13 protein-coding genes are annotated in these 13,314 nt (G+C 59.0%); 6 read left to right on the forward strand and 7 right to left on the reverse strand.

Features of this window, described 5'->3' with window-relative positions:
- Nucleotides 1–122 precede the first annotated feature (122 nt).
- From FZE95_RS08475 to FZE95_RS08490, 4 genes are all read right to left on the reverse strand, one after another.
- Nucleotides 123–746, reverse strand: a complete 624-nt coding sequence (locus FZE95_RS08475; RefSeq protein WP_150300428.1) for a tRNA-uridine aminocarboxypropyltransferase — start codon at nucleotides 744–746, stop codon at nucleotides 123–125.
- A 48-nt stretch (nucleotides 747–794) separates the two neighbouring features.
- On the reverse strand, nucleotides 795–1,877 hold the full coding sequence (locus FZE95_RS08480) for a PA0069 family radical SAM protein (RefSeq protein ID WP_150300429.1): 1,083 nt from the start codon (nucleotides 1,875–1,877) through the stop codon (nucleotides 795–797).
- Nucleotides 1,878–2,035: 158 nt separating this feature from the next.
- Nucleotides 2,036–2,164: a cytochrome c oxidase subunit CcoM gene (gene ccoM, locus FZE95_RS19910; protein WP_256669792.1), complete on the reverse strand. Its 129-nt coding sequence runs from the start codon at nucleotides 2,162–2,164 to the stop codon at nucleotides 2,036–2,038.
- A gap of 325 nt (nucleotides 2,165–2,489) precedes the next feature.
- The gene (locus FZE95_RS08490) at nucleotides 2,490–2,762 is read right to left on the reverse strand and encodes a hypothetical protein (protein ID WP_190324535.1); all 273 of its coding nucleotides are present in this window, start codon (nucleotides 2,760–2,762) and stop codon (nucleotides 2,490–2,492) included.
- Between the two features lie 364 nt (nucleotides 2,763–3,126).
- Here FZE95_RS08490 and rapA point away from each other — a divergent pair, with 364 nt between their 5' ends.
- Complete coding sequence (gene rapA / locus FZE95_RS08495; RefSeq protein ID WP_150300432.1) at nucleotides 3,127–5,967, forward strand: RNA polymerase-associated protein RapA; 2,841 nt, start codon at nucleotides 3,127–3,129, stop codon at nucleotides 5,965–5,967.
- Nucleotides 5,968–6,007: 40 nt separating this feature from the next.
- On the opposite strand, the gene FZE95_RS08500 is transcribed toward rapA, so the two are convergent.
- Both FZE95_RS08500 and FZE95_RS08505 read right to left on the reverse strand, forming a co-directional pair.
- Entirely contained in the window at nucleotides 6,008–7,192 is a 1,185-nt protein-coding gene (locus FZE95_RS08500) for a patatin-like phospholipase family protein (protein WP_150300433.1), read from the reverse strand.
- The gene (locus FZE95_RS08505; RefSeq protein WP_150300434.1) at nucleotides 7,189–8,157 is read right to left on the reverse strand and encodes a lipid A biosynthesis lauroyl acyltransferase; all 969 of its coding nucleotides are present in this window, start codon (nucleotides 8,155–8,157) and stop codon (nucleotides 7,189–7,191) included. The genes FZE95_RS08500 and FZE95_RS08505 overlap by 4 nt, the downstream gene beginning before the upstream one ends.
- Nucleotides 8,158–8,267: 110 nt before the next feature.
- On the opposite strand from FZE95_RS08505, the gene minC reads away from it, so the two are divergent.
- The 5 genes from minC (at nucleotide 8,268) to FZE95_RS08530 (ending at nucleotide 12,265) form a co-directional block, all read left to right on the forward strand.
- Nucleotides 8,268–9,035, forward strand: a complete 768-nt coding sequence (gene minC / locus FZE95_RS08510; RefSeq protein WP_150300435.1) for a septum site-determining protein MinC — start codon at nucleotides 8,268–8,270, stop codon at nucleotides 9,033–9,035.
- Nucleotides 9,036–9,180: 145 nt separating this feature from the next.
- Nucleotides 9,181–9,990 carry a septum site-determining protein MinD gene (minD, locus tag FZE95_RS08515; RefSeq protein WP_150300436.1) on the forward strand — a complete coding sequence of 270 codons (810 nt, stop codon included), beginning with the start codon at nucleotides 9,181–9,183 and terminating at the stop codon, nucleotides 9,988–9,990.
- A complete protein-coding gene (gene minE, locus FZE95_RS08520; RefSeq protein ID WP_150300437.1) occupies nucleotides 9,990–10,250 on the forward strand; it encodes a cell division topological specificity factor MinE in 261 nt (86 codons plus the stop codon). Before minD ends, minE begins: the two co-directional genes overlap by 1 nt.
- Nucleotides 10,251–10,291: 41 nt before the next feature.
- On the forward strand, nucleotides 10,292–10,927 hold the full coding sequence (locus FZE95_RS08525) for an RluA family pseudouridine synthase (protein WP_150300438.1): 636 nt from the start codon (nucleotides 10,292–10,294) through the stop codon (nucleotides 10,925–10,927).
- 42 nt (nucleotides 10,928–10,969) lie between these two features.
- Nucleotides 10,970–12,265 (forward strand): M18 family aminopeptidase, encoded by a 1,296-nt coding sequence (locus FZE95_RS08530; RefSeq protein ID WP_150300439.1) that lies wholly within the window; start codon nucleotides 10,970–10,972, stop codon nucleotides 12,263–12,265.
- A 45-nt stretch (nucleotides 12,266–12,310) separates the two neighbouring features.
- Here the strand turns inward: FZE95_RS08530 and FZE95_RS08535 are convergent, their stop codons facing one another.
- Nucleotides 12,311–13,261, reverse strand: coding sequence for an NAD(P)H-quinone oxidoreductase (locus tag FZE95_RS08535; RefSeq protein WP_150300440.1), 951 nt, complete (start codon nucleotides 13,259–13,261; stop codon nucleotides 12,311–12,313).
- Nucleotides 13,262–13,314: the final 53 nt, after the last annotated feature.

A 13,314-nucleotide genomic window follows, 5' to 3' on the forward strand; every position in this document is an offset into this window, starting at 1 on the left:
TTGACCCGCTGTTGTTATGTCATGCCCGCTCAGTTTAGCGGCATGGGGAGCGGGAACTCCTGCAGAGCGACCCAAAATAAACGCGGCGAATAGGCGGCACGCCATCCAGGGTTAGCTTAGGGTTAGCTGGGTCGGTAATTTCGATGGAAGCGCTCTTCGCCCATCGCTTTGATCTGGCCGTCGATCAATGCCTCAAACGGAGTAAGTAACGCGCTGAAGTCAGTATCGGGCTCAATAATATTCAGCGCTGCCACGGCTGCCTCGACAGTGGATAATGCGCCCTCCATCGGCGCCTTGCGTACGCGATAGCGGCTATGCAGCCCGACCGGCAAGGCCACCCGCGGCAGATGCTGCAATACTGGATTGACGTGCAGAATCTTGCGCGCCTTGCGCCAGGTTCCATCCAGCAACACCAGCCGATGTGGCCGCGTGTCGGCTGATGCAGCCAGGAGCAACGCCGACTCGGCACCGGGGAATAACAATTCGGTGCGCCAGGCAGGATCCTGCAATTGCTGATACCAATCGCTTTGCCCGGATAGTTGCTCAGCGATCAACAGCCGCGCATTCTTCAAGCCACGCACCAGCAGCCGCGCTGTGTTGAGCGGGTGGCGCTGCTCGCTGGGATGCTGGATGACCAACAAATGGGTGTTCGAGTCCAGGTCCGGTATCAGACTGCACAAACAATGGCTGGCCGGCCGTTCACAGGCACGACACCAGGGTCTTCGATCGGATTCGCTGCGTGTCATTGGTGTAACTGGCGTCATGAGGATTGTTTAATGGTAACGCGCCTGACGCTATAGCAGATCCATTTGTGAACCGGGCGGCGCAAACAGACTGCAATCCAGATCCTTATTCAATTCAGGGCGATTCAGCCCCAGTCGCCTGATCGCCAGGGCGAATCGCTGCGACAGCAGCGTGGCGAACACGCCTTCACCCCTGAACCGCTTGCCAAAGCTTGCGTCATATAACTCGCCACCTCGGCACTGGCGGATCAGGCTGAGCACATGCTCCGCCCGTAACGGCATATGCGTTTCCAGCCATTCCTCAAACAGCGGACCGACCTCGCGGGGCAACCGCAACAATATATAGGCAGCACTGCTTGCTCCGGCATCGCTGGCTGCCTCAAGCAGCCGCTCGAGCTCGACATCATTAACCATCGGGATAATAGGCGCGCAGAGCACGCCCACCGGAATGCCCCGGGCCGATAAGGCGCGGATGACCTTGAGTCGGGCAGCCGGCGCGGCAGCACGGGGCTCAAGCGTGCACTTCAGTTCATTATCCAGTGTCGTCAGACTGACCATGACCCGCACCAGCCGATGGCGAGCCAACTCTTCGAGCAGATCGAGGTCGCGGAGAATCAGGGCTCCCTTGGTGACCAGCGTCACCGGATGCCGGAAACGCAATAGCACCTCCAGACACTCCCGGGTCAGCTGGTACTCCCGTTCGACCGGTTGGTAGGGATCGGTATTGGCGCCGATATTGATTGGCGCGCACTGGTAGCCCGCTTTACTCAGCTCCCGCTCGAGCAGCCTGGCTGCGTTGACCCGGGCGATCAGGCGGGTTTCGAAGTCCAGTCCTGGGGACATATCCCAATAGGCGTGGCTGGGCCGGGCATAGCAATACACACAGCCATGTTCACAACCGCGATATGGATTGATCGAGCGGTCGAACGGAAGATCCGGCGACTGATTCCGGGTGATGATGCTTTTCGATTGCTCGATACGCACTTCGGTCGCAGCGGTAAGCGGCGCATCGTCAGTCCAGCCGTCGTGCTCCGCCTCACTGACTGTACTGGCGAACCGATTGACGGGGTTGGATGCGGTGCCACGGCCGCGCAGAATTCGTACGGGAATAAGACTGGCTTCTTTACTGTTCATGCATACAGTATATCCGCCCGAAACGACCTCGGTGAACCACCGGTCAGGCAAAAAAAAGCGATCAGTCCGAAGAAAGATCGCTCAAAGGCCTTGCGAGCCATGCCCTTGCCGGGTCGAGCGTATCGACCCACATTCAGATATCGTCCGGTTACAGCGCTTCAGGGACGCTTGATCGCGCGCGCTGGCTTGCGGCTGTCACGCCAGATAAACAAACCCACTCCGCCCAGAAACACGACCATCAATCCAACAGTCAATATTCCAGCGATTACGGCTTCGTCGATAAACATGAGAGGTGCTCCTGAACCTGATCCAGACTCAAGAATACACAGGGGCAGCGGGTGAACTATTGACCCGGATCAAGATTGAGCGGTTTATTTGAGCGAGGTAGGCGAAGTGCCGGTCAACGAGTGGACATCAACGTTTGGGCTTTTTCTTGCGGGATTTTTTCGACTTCGATTTGCCAGGTCCGGAAGCCAATGGCAGCGCCTGCTCGAACCGGGCCCGCATGGTCTTGAGCCGCGCCTCATATAGGTCGTGCCGACGACGCTGGCGCGCCTCGACAAGATCTATCACAGGAGCTGATTCTGATTCGTCTGGCATAGGCGGAGAGTATCAGATTTCGATATCTATCAGCAGCCCCTTGGCGGGCAGCTCGGGGGACATTTCAGCTACGCCCTCCGCCGAGTATTCAGTCTGCGCGGCGAAGCTTGCGCGTTTACGGCCGCGGCGGCGATCAGGCACACGCTTTTTATTGCGCCGGCGGCGCTCCACCGGCTCGGCCAGTGTTTCATGCACCACTGGTGTTTTTTCAGTGGGCGTCACGCCGCGCTTCGGTCTGGTTACTTCTGGTTGTGCGCCAAGTGGCGGGAGCCCTGGGATAAGCATGCTGTGCCTCACGTGACCCTGGTTCAGGGTTAGCCATGTCCATATTGAAGCTATTGACCACCAAATACCGCAGCTGATTCCCTAACCTGAGAAATCGTTCACGCTCAAGTTATACGCCGCATCGCTTCTGTTCGCACGCATGCGCATTAAACATGCCTGCTGGAAAGAACCCTTGGCACCATCTGGCAGACCCGAAGGCAGCCATCCAAGCCGATACCGGGCGAAACCGACCCGGCGAAAGGCCTGCTCGCCCCGATTTCACCCTGGCTTGGCAAGCGGAGCCGTTTTTGCCGACTGCTTAAGGTTTGTGAGGGCTGCTGCATCAGTTAATATAGCGGCCTTTTCAGCACGGCAGGAGTAAGGCATGACGGTATTCACCCCAGGACAACGCTGGGTCAGCGATAGCGAATCAGAACTCGGCCTGGGTACGGTGCTGTCGCAGGACGACAGGCTGGTCATCATCCTGTTCCCTGCTAGCGGCGAAACGCGCCACTACGCTCTGCGCAACGCACCTCTCACCCGGGTGCGCTTCACTCCCGGCGACAACATCAGTCATCACGAGGGCTGGGTACTCACCGTTAGCGACGTGGCGGAAGAGAACGGGTTACTGCAGTATCGCGGCCTGCGAGAGGACGGCACCCCTGCCGAATTCTCCGAAACCATGCTGGATAACTTCATTCAGTTCCGTCTGGCCAGCGATCGTCTGTTTGCCAGCCAGATTGATCCGCTACCCTGGTTCGGCCTGCGCTATGAAAGTCTGCGCCATTATTGCCGCATCCAGCGCTCTCCCCTGCTCGGCCTGGGCGGTGTGAGGACGCAACCGATTCCCCATCAGCTACATATCGCCCGTGACGTGGCCGACCGCATCGCTCCCCGCGTACTGCTGGCTGACGAAGTAGGCCTGGGCAAGACCATCGAAGCGGGCCTGGTCATCCATCGGCAGATTCGTACTGGCCGGGTACGCCGCGTGCTGATTGTGGTGCCGGAGAACCTGCAACACCAGTGGCTGGTCGAGATGCGCCGCCGCTTCAATCTGCGCTTTGCGCTGTTCAATCAGGAACGCTGCGCCGGTGCGGAGGACAACCCCTTCGAAGAAGAACAACTGGCGCTGGTCTCCCTGGAAATACTGCTGGAAGACGAGAAGGTCCGCGACTATATGCTTGCCTCCGATTGGGACATGCTGGTGGTCGATGAAGCGCACCACCTTGTCTGGCAAGAAGGCGCTCCCAGCCCGGAGTACGCACTGGTTGAGCAGCTCGCAGCCCAGATACCCGCGGTACTCTTGCTGACAGCCACGCCGGAGCAACTCGGACAAGCCAGCCATTTCGCCCGCTTGCGTCTGCTTGATCCTGACCGCTTCCATGATCTGCAGGCCTTCCGCGAAGAAACAGCGCGCTATCAGCCGGTCGCCGAAGCGGTGCAACAACTGATGGAAGGTGGCGCGCTGGCCCAGGCTGACCGGCAGGCAATCAGCGATTGGCTGGGCGGTAGTGCAGAGCAGCTACTCGATGCACTCGAACAGCCCGGCGCACAAGCCGAGCAAGCGCGGTCCAGCCTGATTCGCCAGTTGCTGGACCGCCACGGGACCGGCCGCGTGTTGTATCGCAATACCCGCGCCGCGATTGCCGGCTTTCCCGAGCGCGAGTTGCATGCTCATCCCCTGCCCTGCCCCGAGATTTATGCGGACCTGGAAGGTCGCACTGCACTGTATCCCGAAGTGGGGCTGCAGGACGAATTCGAACCAGTCGAAACGGCCTGGTGGCAGGACGACCCGCGCGTCGACTGGCTGATCGACACCCTGAAGCTGCTCAAGCGCAGCAAGGTGCTGGTGATTTGCGCGCATGCCGAGACGGCGCTGGATCTGGATGACGCCCTGCGTGTCCGCAGCGGCATCCCGGCGACGGTATTCCATGAGGGCATGAGCATTGTCGAACGGGACCGCGCAGCAGCCTTCTTCGCCGATGAAGAATTTGGCGCCCAGGTGATGATCTGTTCCGAGATTGGTAGCGAGGGCCGCAATTTCCAGTTTGCCCATCACCTGGTGATGTTCGATCTGCCAACTCATCCCGATCTGCTTGAACAGCGCATCGGGCGCCTCGATCGTATCGGTCAACGCGAAGTCATCCAGCTGCACATTCCTTATCTGGAAGGCACGGCCCAGGAAGGACTGTTCCATTGGTATCACGATGCCCTCAATGCTTTTCAGGCTACCTCGCCGACGGGCAGTGCGATCCAGCATGAATTCGGCTCCCAGCTGCTGCACCTGCTGGATCATCCTGACGACGCCGCCTGGTCACGTCTGATCGAACAGGCACTGGCCCGTCGCACAGCATTGGAAGAAGAGATGCACAAGGGGCGCGATCGCCTGCTGGAGTTGCATTCACGCGGTCACGGCGACGCTGAAGAGATGCTCGAAGCCATTGAGCAGCAGGACAACGATTTCCAGCTGCCTATTTATATGGAGCGGTTGTTCGATGTATTCGGCGTCGACAGCGAGGATCATTCGGATAATGCGCTGGTCCTGCGCCCCGGCGAGCGCATGCTGGATGCCGGCTTCCCGCTGGGCGACGACGAAGGCGTCACCATCACCTATGATCGCGAAACCGCGCTGACCCGCGAGGACATGCAGTTCATCACCTGGGAGCATCCAATGCTCGAAGGCGGAATGGATCTGGTGTTGTCAGGCAGCATGGGCAACAGTTCAGTCGCGTTGCTGAAAAACAAGGCGCTGAAGCCAGGCACCATGCTGCTGGAATGTCTGTTTGTCAGCGAGGCTATTGCACCGCGCGCGCTGCAGATGCAACGGTACCTGCCGCCAACACCGATTCGCTGTTTGCTCGATATCAACGGCACCGATCTCGGCGCCAAGGTGGCCTTCGAGACGCTGGAGGCGCAGGTGGAAAATCTGCCCAAGCACCTAGCCAGCAAGATCGCCAAAAGCCAGCGCGACGTCGTCGAACGACTGCTGGACCGCGCCGAAGCACTGGCCGACGTACAGCATGCCGAACTGGTGGAACAGGCCAGCCAGCGTTTTGCTTCCGATCTGGATGAAGAGATCAATCGACTCAAGGCGCTACAGCAGGTCAATCCGTTGGTACGCGACAGCGAGATCGAAACCCTGGAGAAGCACAAATCCGAAGGTAGTATCTCGCTGCAACATGCCAAGGTACGCCTGGATGCCCTGCGCATGCTGGTGGCGGGGTAAACAGGAATATTGACGCTTGGTCGCTGCTACGAAGCGTCAATCATTCTGAATCGGGCAAAACCAAGCCAAGAAACCGTTGCAACTCGTCACGCTTGGCCAGCGCATCGCGCCGGCCGAGGGCGATCAGCTCGTTGCAATACTCCGCTTCGAATAGCAAATAGCTGACGACGCTGCCACCCGAGGCACGCGTGGCGCCGCTACCGCGCAGAAACATCCTCAAACCCGCGGGTAACGCCTTGCGGTGTCGACTTGCAATAATATCCAGCGGCTCGCTCGGAGAAATCGTCAACACGTCAACCGGGCGGAGTGCCTTGCCGGATAGTCCTGAGGCGTGGGGCATCAGCGCTGCCAAACGGTTCATGCGCTCGATCTGCTCCATATCTGCCTCGAGGTTGTCGACAAAGGTGCTATTGAGCAAATGCCCGCCAATCTGCGCCAGACTGGGCGGCGGCGGGTTTCGCCGACGTCCGGGCCTGCTGGTAACCGGCTCATTGACCGGATTGTCCGACACGCCGATGACCAATACCCGGTTCGCGCCAAGATGCAACGCCGGGCTGATCGGAGTCCGCTGACGCACTGCTCCGTCGCCGTACCAGTTGCGGTCTAACAGAACCGGCTCGAATAACAGCGGTATCGCCGCGGAAGCAACGAGATGATCAAGCTTCAATGGCGTCTGGATGCCGATACGACGGTGACGATTCCATGGCTCAATGCGTTGATGACCCTGATAGAAACAGACCGACTCGGCTGTCTGGTAATTGAATGCACTCACCGATACCGCGCGCAGCTGGCCCATCATCAAGGCTTCATCAATCTTGCCGAACTGCATGATACTCCCCAGCAGGTGGCGCAGGGGGCGGCTATCGAGCAGCGATGTCGGCTGCGCTCCGCCCAGCCCCAGCAGGTTGACCCGGGTCCAGCGCCAAGCCTGGGCAACCAGACCAGGCCAGTCGGTTCGGTAGACCTGGTTACAACGAAACCCGCCCCAGACTGCGCGCATACGCTCGACCCCGACATTGAAATCGGCAGCGTTCGACGCCAGCGCCACTGCATTGATCGCACCGGCCGAGGTACCGCAAATAATGGGGAATGGATTCTGCGAGTGATCCGGCAGCAACTCGGCAATGGCACTCAGCACACCGACCTGATAAGCCGCCCTCGCTCCGCCGCCTGAAAGGATCAGGGCGGTGCAATCGGTTGGCCTGGTCCATGGCTGAGCGGTCATCCCTTAGTCCGGGCAGCGTGGCGGCGTTTACGGCGCTGCCGTTTCGGATACGGCCGCTCCTCCCCTTCCGGACGCGTCTTGAAACGGCGATGGACCCACATATATTGCTCGGGCTGCTTGAGGATCGCCTGCTCCACCCACTGATTGATGCGTAAAGCATCGGCCTCTTCGTCGCCCACCGGAAAGCCTTCCAGCGGGGGGTGGATCGTCAGACGGTAACCCTGGGCGTCAGGTAAGCGGGTCTGGGTAAAAGGCACGACCTTCGCTTTACCCAAACGCGCAAAGGTGGCGGTCGCGGTAACGGTGGCGGCCGGCACGCCAAAAAAAGGCACAAACACGCTCGCCTTGCGGCCATAATCCTGGTCCGGTGCATACCAGATGGCGCGGCCTGATCGCATCGACTTGAGCATGCTGCGCACGTCTTCACGCTCCACAGCCAGCGCATCGGCATTATGTCGCTCACGCCCGCGGCGCTGAATGAAATCAAAGGTGGGATTGGCATGCTCACGGTACATCCCGTCAATCGTTGCCTGCTGACCGAGCAGCGCTGCACCGATTTCCAGCGTGGTGAAGTGCATCGACATAAGCAAGACACCCTTGCCCTCTGCGGCAGCATTCTGCAGATGTTCCAGCCCTTCGATGGTAGCGAGTTTCGCCAGCCTGCGCGGCGGCCACCACCAGGCCATGGCCATTTCAAACAGCGCTATGCCGTTTGAAGCAAAGTTTTCCCGCAGTACCTGTTCGCGTCGCTCGTTGGACCAGTCGGGGAAACACAGCTCAAGATTGGTCGCGGCAATCAGCCGGCGCTCGGGCATCAGGTGATACATGGCTCGACCTACCAGCCGCCCAACTGAGAGAATGGTCCGATAGGGAAGTTGAACCAGCAGCCATAACAGGCCCATGCCCATCCATAGCAACCAGTAACGGGGGTGCAGCATGGCGCTGCTGAAACCAGGACGTTGCATACACCAACCATAACGGTAAAAACCGCATTCTACCGAAGCCGGGCGCGGCTTGCGATCAACGCAGCCAATCTATATAAGTGTGCCCACTAAACTGTGCTCCTGGATCCTACATGACTGCTGAAACTCACTCCGACAAGCTCGATAATGATCTCGCGTTCAATCTGAAGGGCGGCATGCTGACCATGACCGTGATTGAACTCATACGGCAGGAGCCTGAACGTTTTGCCCGTCAACTGGCGGAAAAGGTCAGGCAGGCGCCGAATTTCTTCAAGGACACCCCTGTCGTCTTCAGTCTGGACAAGCTGGGCGACAAGCTGGACGCCACCACACTTGCCGAACTACTGCAGATCTGCCGCGACAGTGGTATGCAGCCCATGGCCCTGCGCGGAAACGAATCCTTCCGATCGCTGGCACAACATTGCGGGCTTGTACTGATGCTGCCGGGCCGCGTACGCGACAAGAGCGGTGAAGGTGAGCGGCGAGCGTCGCCACCACCGAAAAAACCAGAGCCGGCCAGACGCGAGGCACCCGCAGCAGCTGCCGCCGAGAGCATGCCCAGCAAGGTAATTACCCAACCGGTTCGCTCCGGCCAGCAGGTTTACGCGCGCGGTGGCGACTTGGTGGTGCTGGCTTCGGTAAGCCCCGGGTCGGAACTTCTTGCCGATGGCAACATCCATGTTTATGGCCCGTTACGTGGTCGTGCCTTGGCAGGTGTAAGGGGGAATACCGAGGCACGTATCTTCTGCCAGTCGCTGGAAGCGGAACTGGTGTCGATTGCTGGACAGTACAAGGTTGCGGAGGATCTGCGTCGCCATCTTTGGAAAGAGTCCACACAAATCAGCCTTGACGGGGATAGCTTGAAGATAGTCCCCCTTTAACCGATACTGTTCAACCATCCGAGGAAGCCCGATTTTCGTGGTCTATGGCCATTTCAGGCTCCTCAATAATTAGGTCTCGAATACGCCGGAATTCACTCCCGGAGTGTTCTTTTTTACTCATTCGCGCTCCGACGGGAAGGTCATCTTGGCAAAGATCATAGTCATCACATCAGGCAAAGGCGGCGTTGGCAAGACAACTACCAGCGCTGCCATCGGTACCGGGCTCGCTCTGCGTGGGTTCAAAACAGTGATCGTCGACTTTGACGTCGGCCTGCGAAATCTTGATCTGATCATGGGCTGCGAACGCCGTGTGGTTTACGACTTCGTGAACCTTATCAACGGTGATTCGAACCTCAATCAGACCCTGATCAAAGACAAGCGCTCTGACAACTTGTACATCCTTCCCGCCTCCCAGACCCGGGACAAGGATGCACTCACCCAGGAAGGCGTGGAAAAGGTACTGGAAGAGCTGAAGCAGACTTTTGACTACATCGTGTGCGACTCACCGGCCGGTATCGAGAAAGGCGCTCACCTGGCAATGTATTTTGCCGACGAAGCAGTCGTCGTGACCAACCCTGAAGTGTCTTCGGTTCGAGACTCCGACCGCATCCTGGGGTTGCTCTCAAGCAAGTCCCGTCGTGCGGAAAGCGGCGAACGTATCAAGGAGCACCTGCTGCTGACACGGTACAACCCCGCTCGGGCAGAGCTGGGCGAAATGCTCACCGTCAGCGATGTGGAGGATATCCTCTCAATTCCGCTACTGGGCGTCATTCCTGAATCGCAGGCCGTGCTCAAGGCTTCCAACCAGGGCGTACCTGTGATCATGGATGAAATCAGTGACGCGGGTCAGGCCTATGGCGACGCCGTAGATCGCCTGCTTGGTGAAACCAAACCGCACCGTTTCCTCGAAGCTCAGAAGAAATCACTGCTGCAGCGACTGTTCGGAGGTCGATAATGAGCCTGTTCGACTATTTCCGAGACCGGAAAAAGCCCGCCAAAACGGCGTCGGTCGCGAAAGAGCGTCTACAGATCATCGTCGCCCATGAACGCGGCCAACGCTCCCAGCCCGATTACCTGCCGCAATTGCAGCAGGAAATCATCGATGTGATCAGCAAGTACGTCCAGATCGACCGGGATCAGGTGCATGTCGCGCTGGATAACCAGAACGATTGCTCCATCCTTGAACTGAACGTCACGCTGCCCGAACGGCCCTGACCTGATCGGCGCCCCTGTCCCGGGGGTGCCATGGAACCCGAATGCCACTTACCGACATCGGCATCCTTCATGAGGATCCGACCTTTCTAATCGTCAACAAGCCCAGCCTGTTGCTTTCCGTCCCTGGCCGCGCGGAGGACAACAAGGATTGCCTGATCACCCGTCTCCAGGATAATGGCTACCCGGAAGCCCGCATCGTGCACCGTCTCGACTGGGAAACCTCGGGATTGCTGGTAATCGCCCGAAATCCGGACAGCCACCGCGAGCTGTCGCGGCAGTTTCATGACCGGGAAACCGAAAAGACTTACATCGCCCTGTGCTGGGGGCAACCTGAAACTGACTCGGGGCATATCGATCTGCCTCTGCGTTATGATCCCCCGAACAAACCGCGACATATCGTCGATCATGAACTGGGGAAATCAGCGCAGACTTTCTGGCGCGTGCTTGAACGCCTGGGCGATTATTGCCGTGTTGAGCTGACGCCCATTACGGGTCGGTCGCACCAATTGCGGGTGCACATGCTCGCCATCGGCCATCCCCTGCTTGGCGACAGGCTCTACGCCCAGGCCGACGCGCTTGCAGCCTGTCCACGGCTGGCACTGCATGCGGCCCGTTTGGGATTGAAACATCCAGAGAGCGGCGAGCGCATGGTGTTCGACACCCCAGCACCCTTCTGACCGCCGCAGCCTAAGCAGCAGGATTCTTTACAGGAGTTTTTCATGCCTCAACCTTCAGTCAATCAAGCCCTTGCAGATTTTATTCAGGCTTCGCCAACTCCCTTCCATGCTACCGGGAACCTGACTCAGCGCTTGCTTGCGAACGGATACGAGCAGCTGGACGAACGTGATGAATGGGCCCTACAGCCCGCTGGCAAGTACCTGGTCACCCGCAACGGCTCTTCTCTGATTGCATTCCACATGGGCGCCAGCGGCGCAGTTGATCAAGGCATACGGATGGTCGGTGCCCATACCGACAGCCCTTGCCTGCGCGTCAAACCGCAACCTGAATTGAACCAGCAAGGGCTCTGGCAACTGGCGATTGAAGTGTATGGAGGCGCCCTGTTGGCGCCCTGGTTTGACCGTGATCTATCCATTGCCGGAAGAGTTACCTTCCGCACCCGCGAAGGCAAACTCGACAGCCGTCTGATCAATTTTGAACGCCCTATAGCAGTGATACCAAGCCTGGCGATCCACCTCAATCGCGGTGTTAATGATGGCCTGGCCATCAATGCGCAGACCGATCTGCCGCCGATCCTTGCGATGGCGCTGGAGCCACAGCGCAACTTTCGTGCGCTGCTCGGTGCCCAGCTGGCTCAGGAGCACCCCGACTGCCAGGCGGATCAGGTACTCGATTACGAGCTGTCCTTCTTCGACACACAACCACCCTCCACCATCGGCCTGGAAGACGACTTTTTCGCCTCGGCGCGTCTGGACAACCTGCTGTCCTGCCACGCTGGGCTGCAGGCGTTGCTGGCCAGCAGTGGCCAGCAGCCTTCGCTCCTGATATGTACCGACCATGAAGAAGTAGGCTCGACCTCGGCCTGCGGCGCTGACGGCCCCTTCCTGGAAGATGTGTTGAGCCGGGTAATACCCGATGCGAGCAAACGCATCCAGGTGATCCAGCGATCGGTTATGGTCTCGGCAGACAACGCCCACGCCGTGCATCCGAACTTCGCTGACCGTCACGATACCAACCATGGCCCCAGACTCAATGCCGGACCGGTAATCAAGATCAACAGTAACCAGCGCTACGCAACCAGCAGCGAGACTGCTGCGTTTTTCCGCAATCTGTGTAACGAGGCCGAGGTGCCGGTGCAGAGCTTTGTGGTGCGTAGCGATATGGGTTGCGGGAGCACTATCGGCCCGATTACCGCCAGCCGGCTCGGCGTACGGACGGTGGATGTGGGCGTCCCCACGTTCGCCATGCATTCCATTCGCGAGCTGGCCGGCAGCCGGGATGCGGCGTACCTGACAACAGTGCTGACCCGCTTCTATGATAGCGAACAGCTGATCTAGAGCACCCAACGGGACCAAGGCCCGATCAAGGATCGGGCCGATTGCTTACTCGTTAACCAGAATGACCTTACCGATTACCTTATCGGATGCCAGTTCGGCGAAGGCCGCTTCCGCTTCCTCAAAGCTGAACGTTTTCGCCACCAGAGGCTTGAGCTCACCCGTGGCAAACAACGGCCACAGGCGCTGCTCCATACGACTCAACAGCCCGGCCTTGAAGTCAGCATCTCTGCTACGCAGGGTCGAGCCAATCAATTTGATGCGCTTGGCCAGCACCTTGGCCAGATCCAGGGTTGCCTCGCGGCCGCCCATAAGTCCGATCAGCACCCAACGCCCATCCACCGCCAGCAGATCGAGATGATCCTTGGCGTAGTTTGCGCCAACCGGATCCAGTGCCACATTGAATGGCCCATTCTCCTTGAGGCTGTTGATCCCGTTCTGACGCAACGCGCCACCGCTTGCACCGAGCTCCTGACACGCCTTCAGCTTTTCCTCGCTACCAAGCGTAACCCAGCAGGGATTACCCATGGCCTTGCACAACTGGATCGCTGCAGTGCCAACCCCACTGGCACCGGCGTGAATCAGAACCTTCTCGCCTGGCTGAGCGGCGCCCAGCTCGAAGACGTTTAACCAGGCAGTGCTGAATACCTCCGGTATCGCTGCAGCCTGAGCCCAATCGAACCCGTCAGGCACCGGCAACGCGTGCCGGCCATCAACAATCACCTCATCAGCCATGCCGCCCCCGGCCAGCAGCGCACAGACCCGGTCGCCTGCTTTCCAGCGACTTTCGCCCTTTACTTCGACCACTTCGCCCGCGCATTCCAGCCCAAGAATGTCAGTCACACCCGGTGGCGGCGGGTACATCCCGGCCTTCTGCAACAAATCGGCACGATTCAGTCCGGCGGCCTTGACGCGGATCCGTATCTGACCATCCGACAGCTCTGCAACGGGCTGTTCACCCCAGGTTAGGGACTTCGCCCCGGCTTGCAATCCTCTCATAGTGACTCCATAGTGCATTTGTCAACCGTTGAAAAGGGAACCCATGATCCCTT

The organism is Pseudomonas profundi, from assembly GCF_008638305.1.
Lineage (GTDB): Bacteria > Pseudomonadota > Gammaproteobacteria > Pseudomonadales > Pseudomonadaceae > Halopseudomonas > Halopseudomonas profundi.

Excerpts from the sequence above, each read along its gene's own strand:
- FZE95_RS08480 (WP_150300429.1), bottom strand. The coding sequence starts at position 1,877 with ATGAACAGTAAAGAAGCCAGTCTTATTCCCGTACGAATTCTGCGCGGC.
- minC (WP_150300435.1), top strand. The coding sequence starts at position 8,268 with ATGACTGCTGAAACTCACTCCGACAAGCTCGATAATGATCTCGCGTTC.
- FZE95_RS08535 (WP_150300440.1), bottom strand. The coding sequence starts at position 13,261 with ATGAGAGGATTGCAAGCCGGGGCGAAGTCCCTAACCTGGGGTGAACAG.
- FZE95_RS08530 (WP_150300439.1), top strand. The coding sequence starts at position 10,970 with ATGCCTCAACCTTCAGTCAATCAAGCCCTTGCAGATTTTATTCAGGCT.
- ccoM (WP_256669792.1), bottom strand. The coding sequence starts at position 2,164 with ATGTTTATCGACGAAGCCGTAATCGCTGGAATATTGACTGTTGGATTG.
- rapA (WP_150300432.1), top strand. The coding sequence starts at position 3,127 with ATGACGGTATTCACCCCAGGACAACGCTGGGTCAGCGATAGCGAATCA.
- FZE95_RS08500 (WP_150300433.1), bottom strand. The coding sequence starts at position 7,192 with ATGACCGCTCAGCCATGGACCAGGCCAACCGATTGCACCGCCCTGATC.
- FZE95_RS08525 (WP_150300438.1), top strand. The coding sequence starts at position 10,292 with ATGCCACTTACCGACATCGGCATCCTTCATGAGGATCCGACCTTTCTA.
- FZE95_RS08505 (WP_150300434.1), bottom strand. The coding sequence starts at position 8,157 with ATGCAACGTCCTGGTTTCAGCAGCGCCATGCTGCACCCCCGTTACTGG.
- FZE95_RS08475 (WP_150300428.1), bottom strand. The coding sequence starts at position 746 with ATGACACGCAGCGAATCCGATCGAAGACCCTGGTGTCGTGCCTGTGAA.
- FZE95_RS08490 (WP_190324535.1), bottom strand. The coding sequence starts at position 2,762 with ATGCTTATCCCAGGGCTCCCGCCACTTGGCGCACAACCAGAAGTAACC.
- minE (WP_150300437.1), top strand. The coding sequence starts at position 9,990 with ATGAGCCTGTTCGACTATTTCCGAGACCGGAAAAAGCCCGCCAAAACG.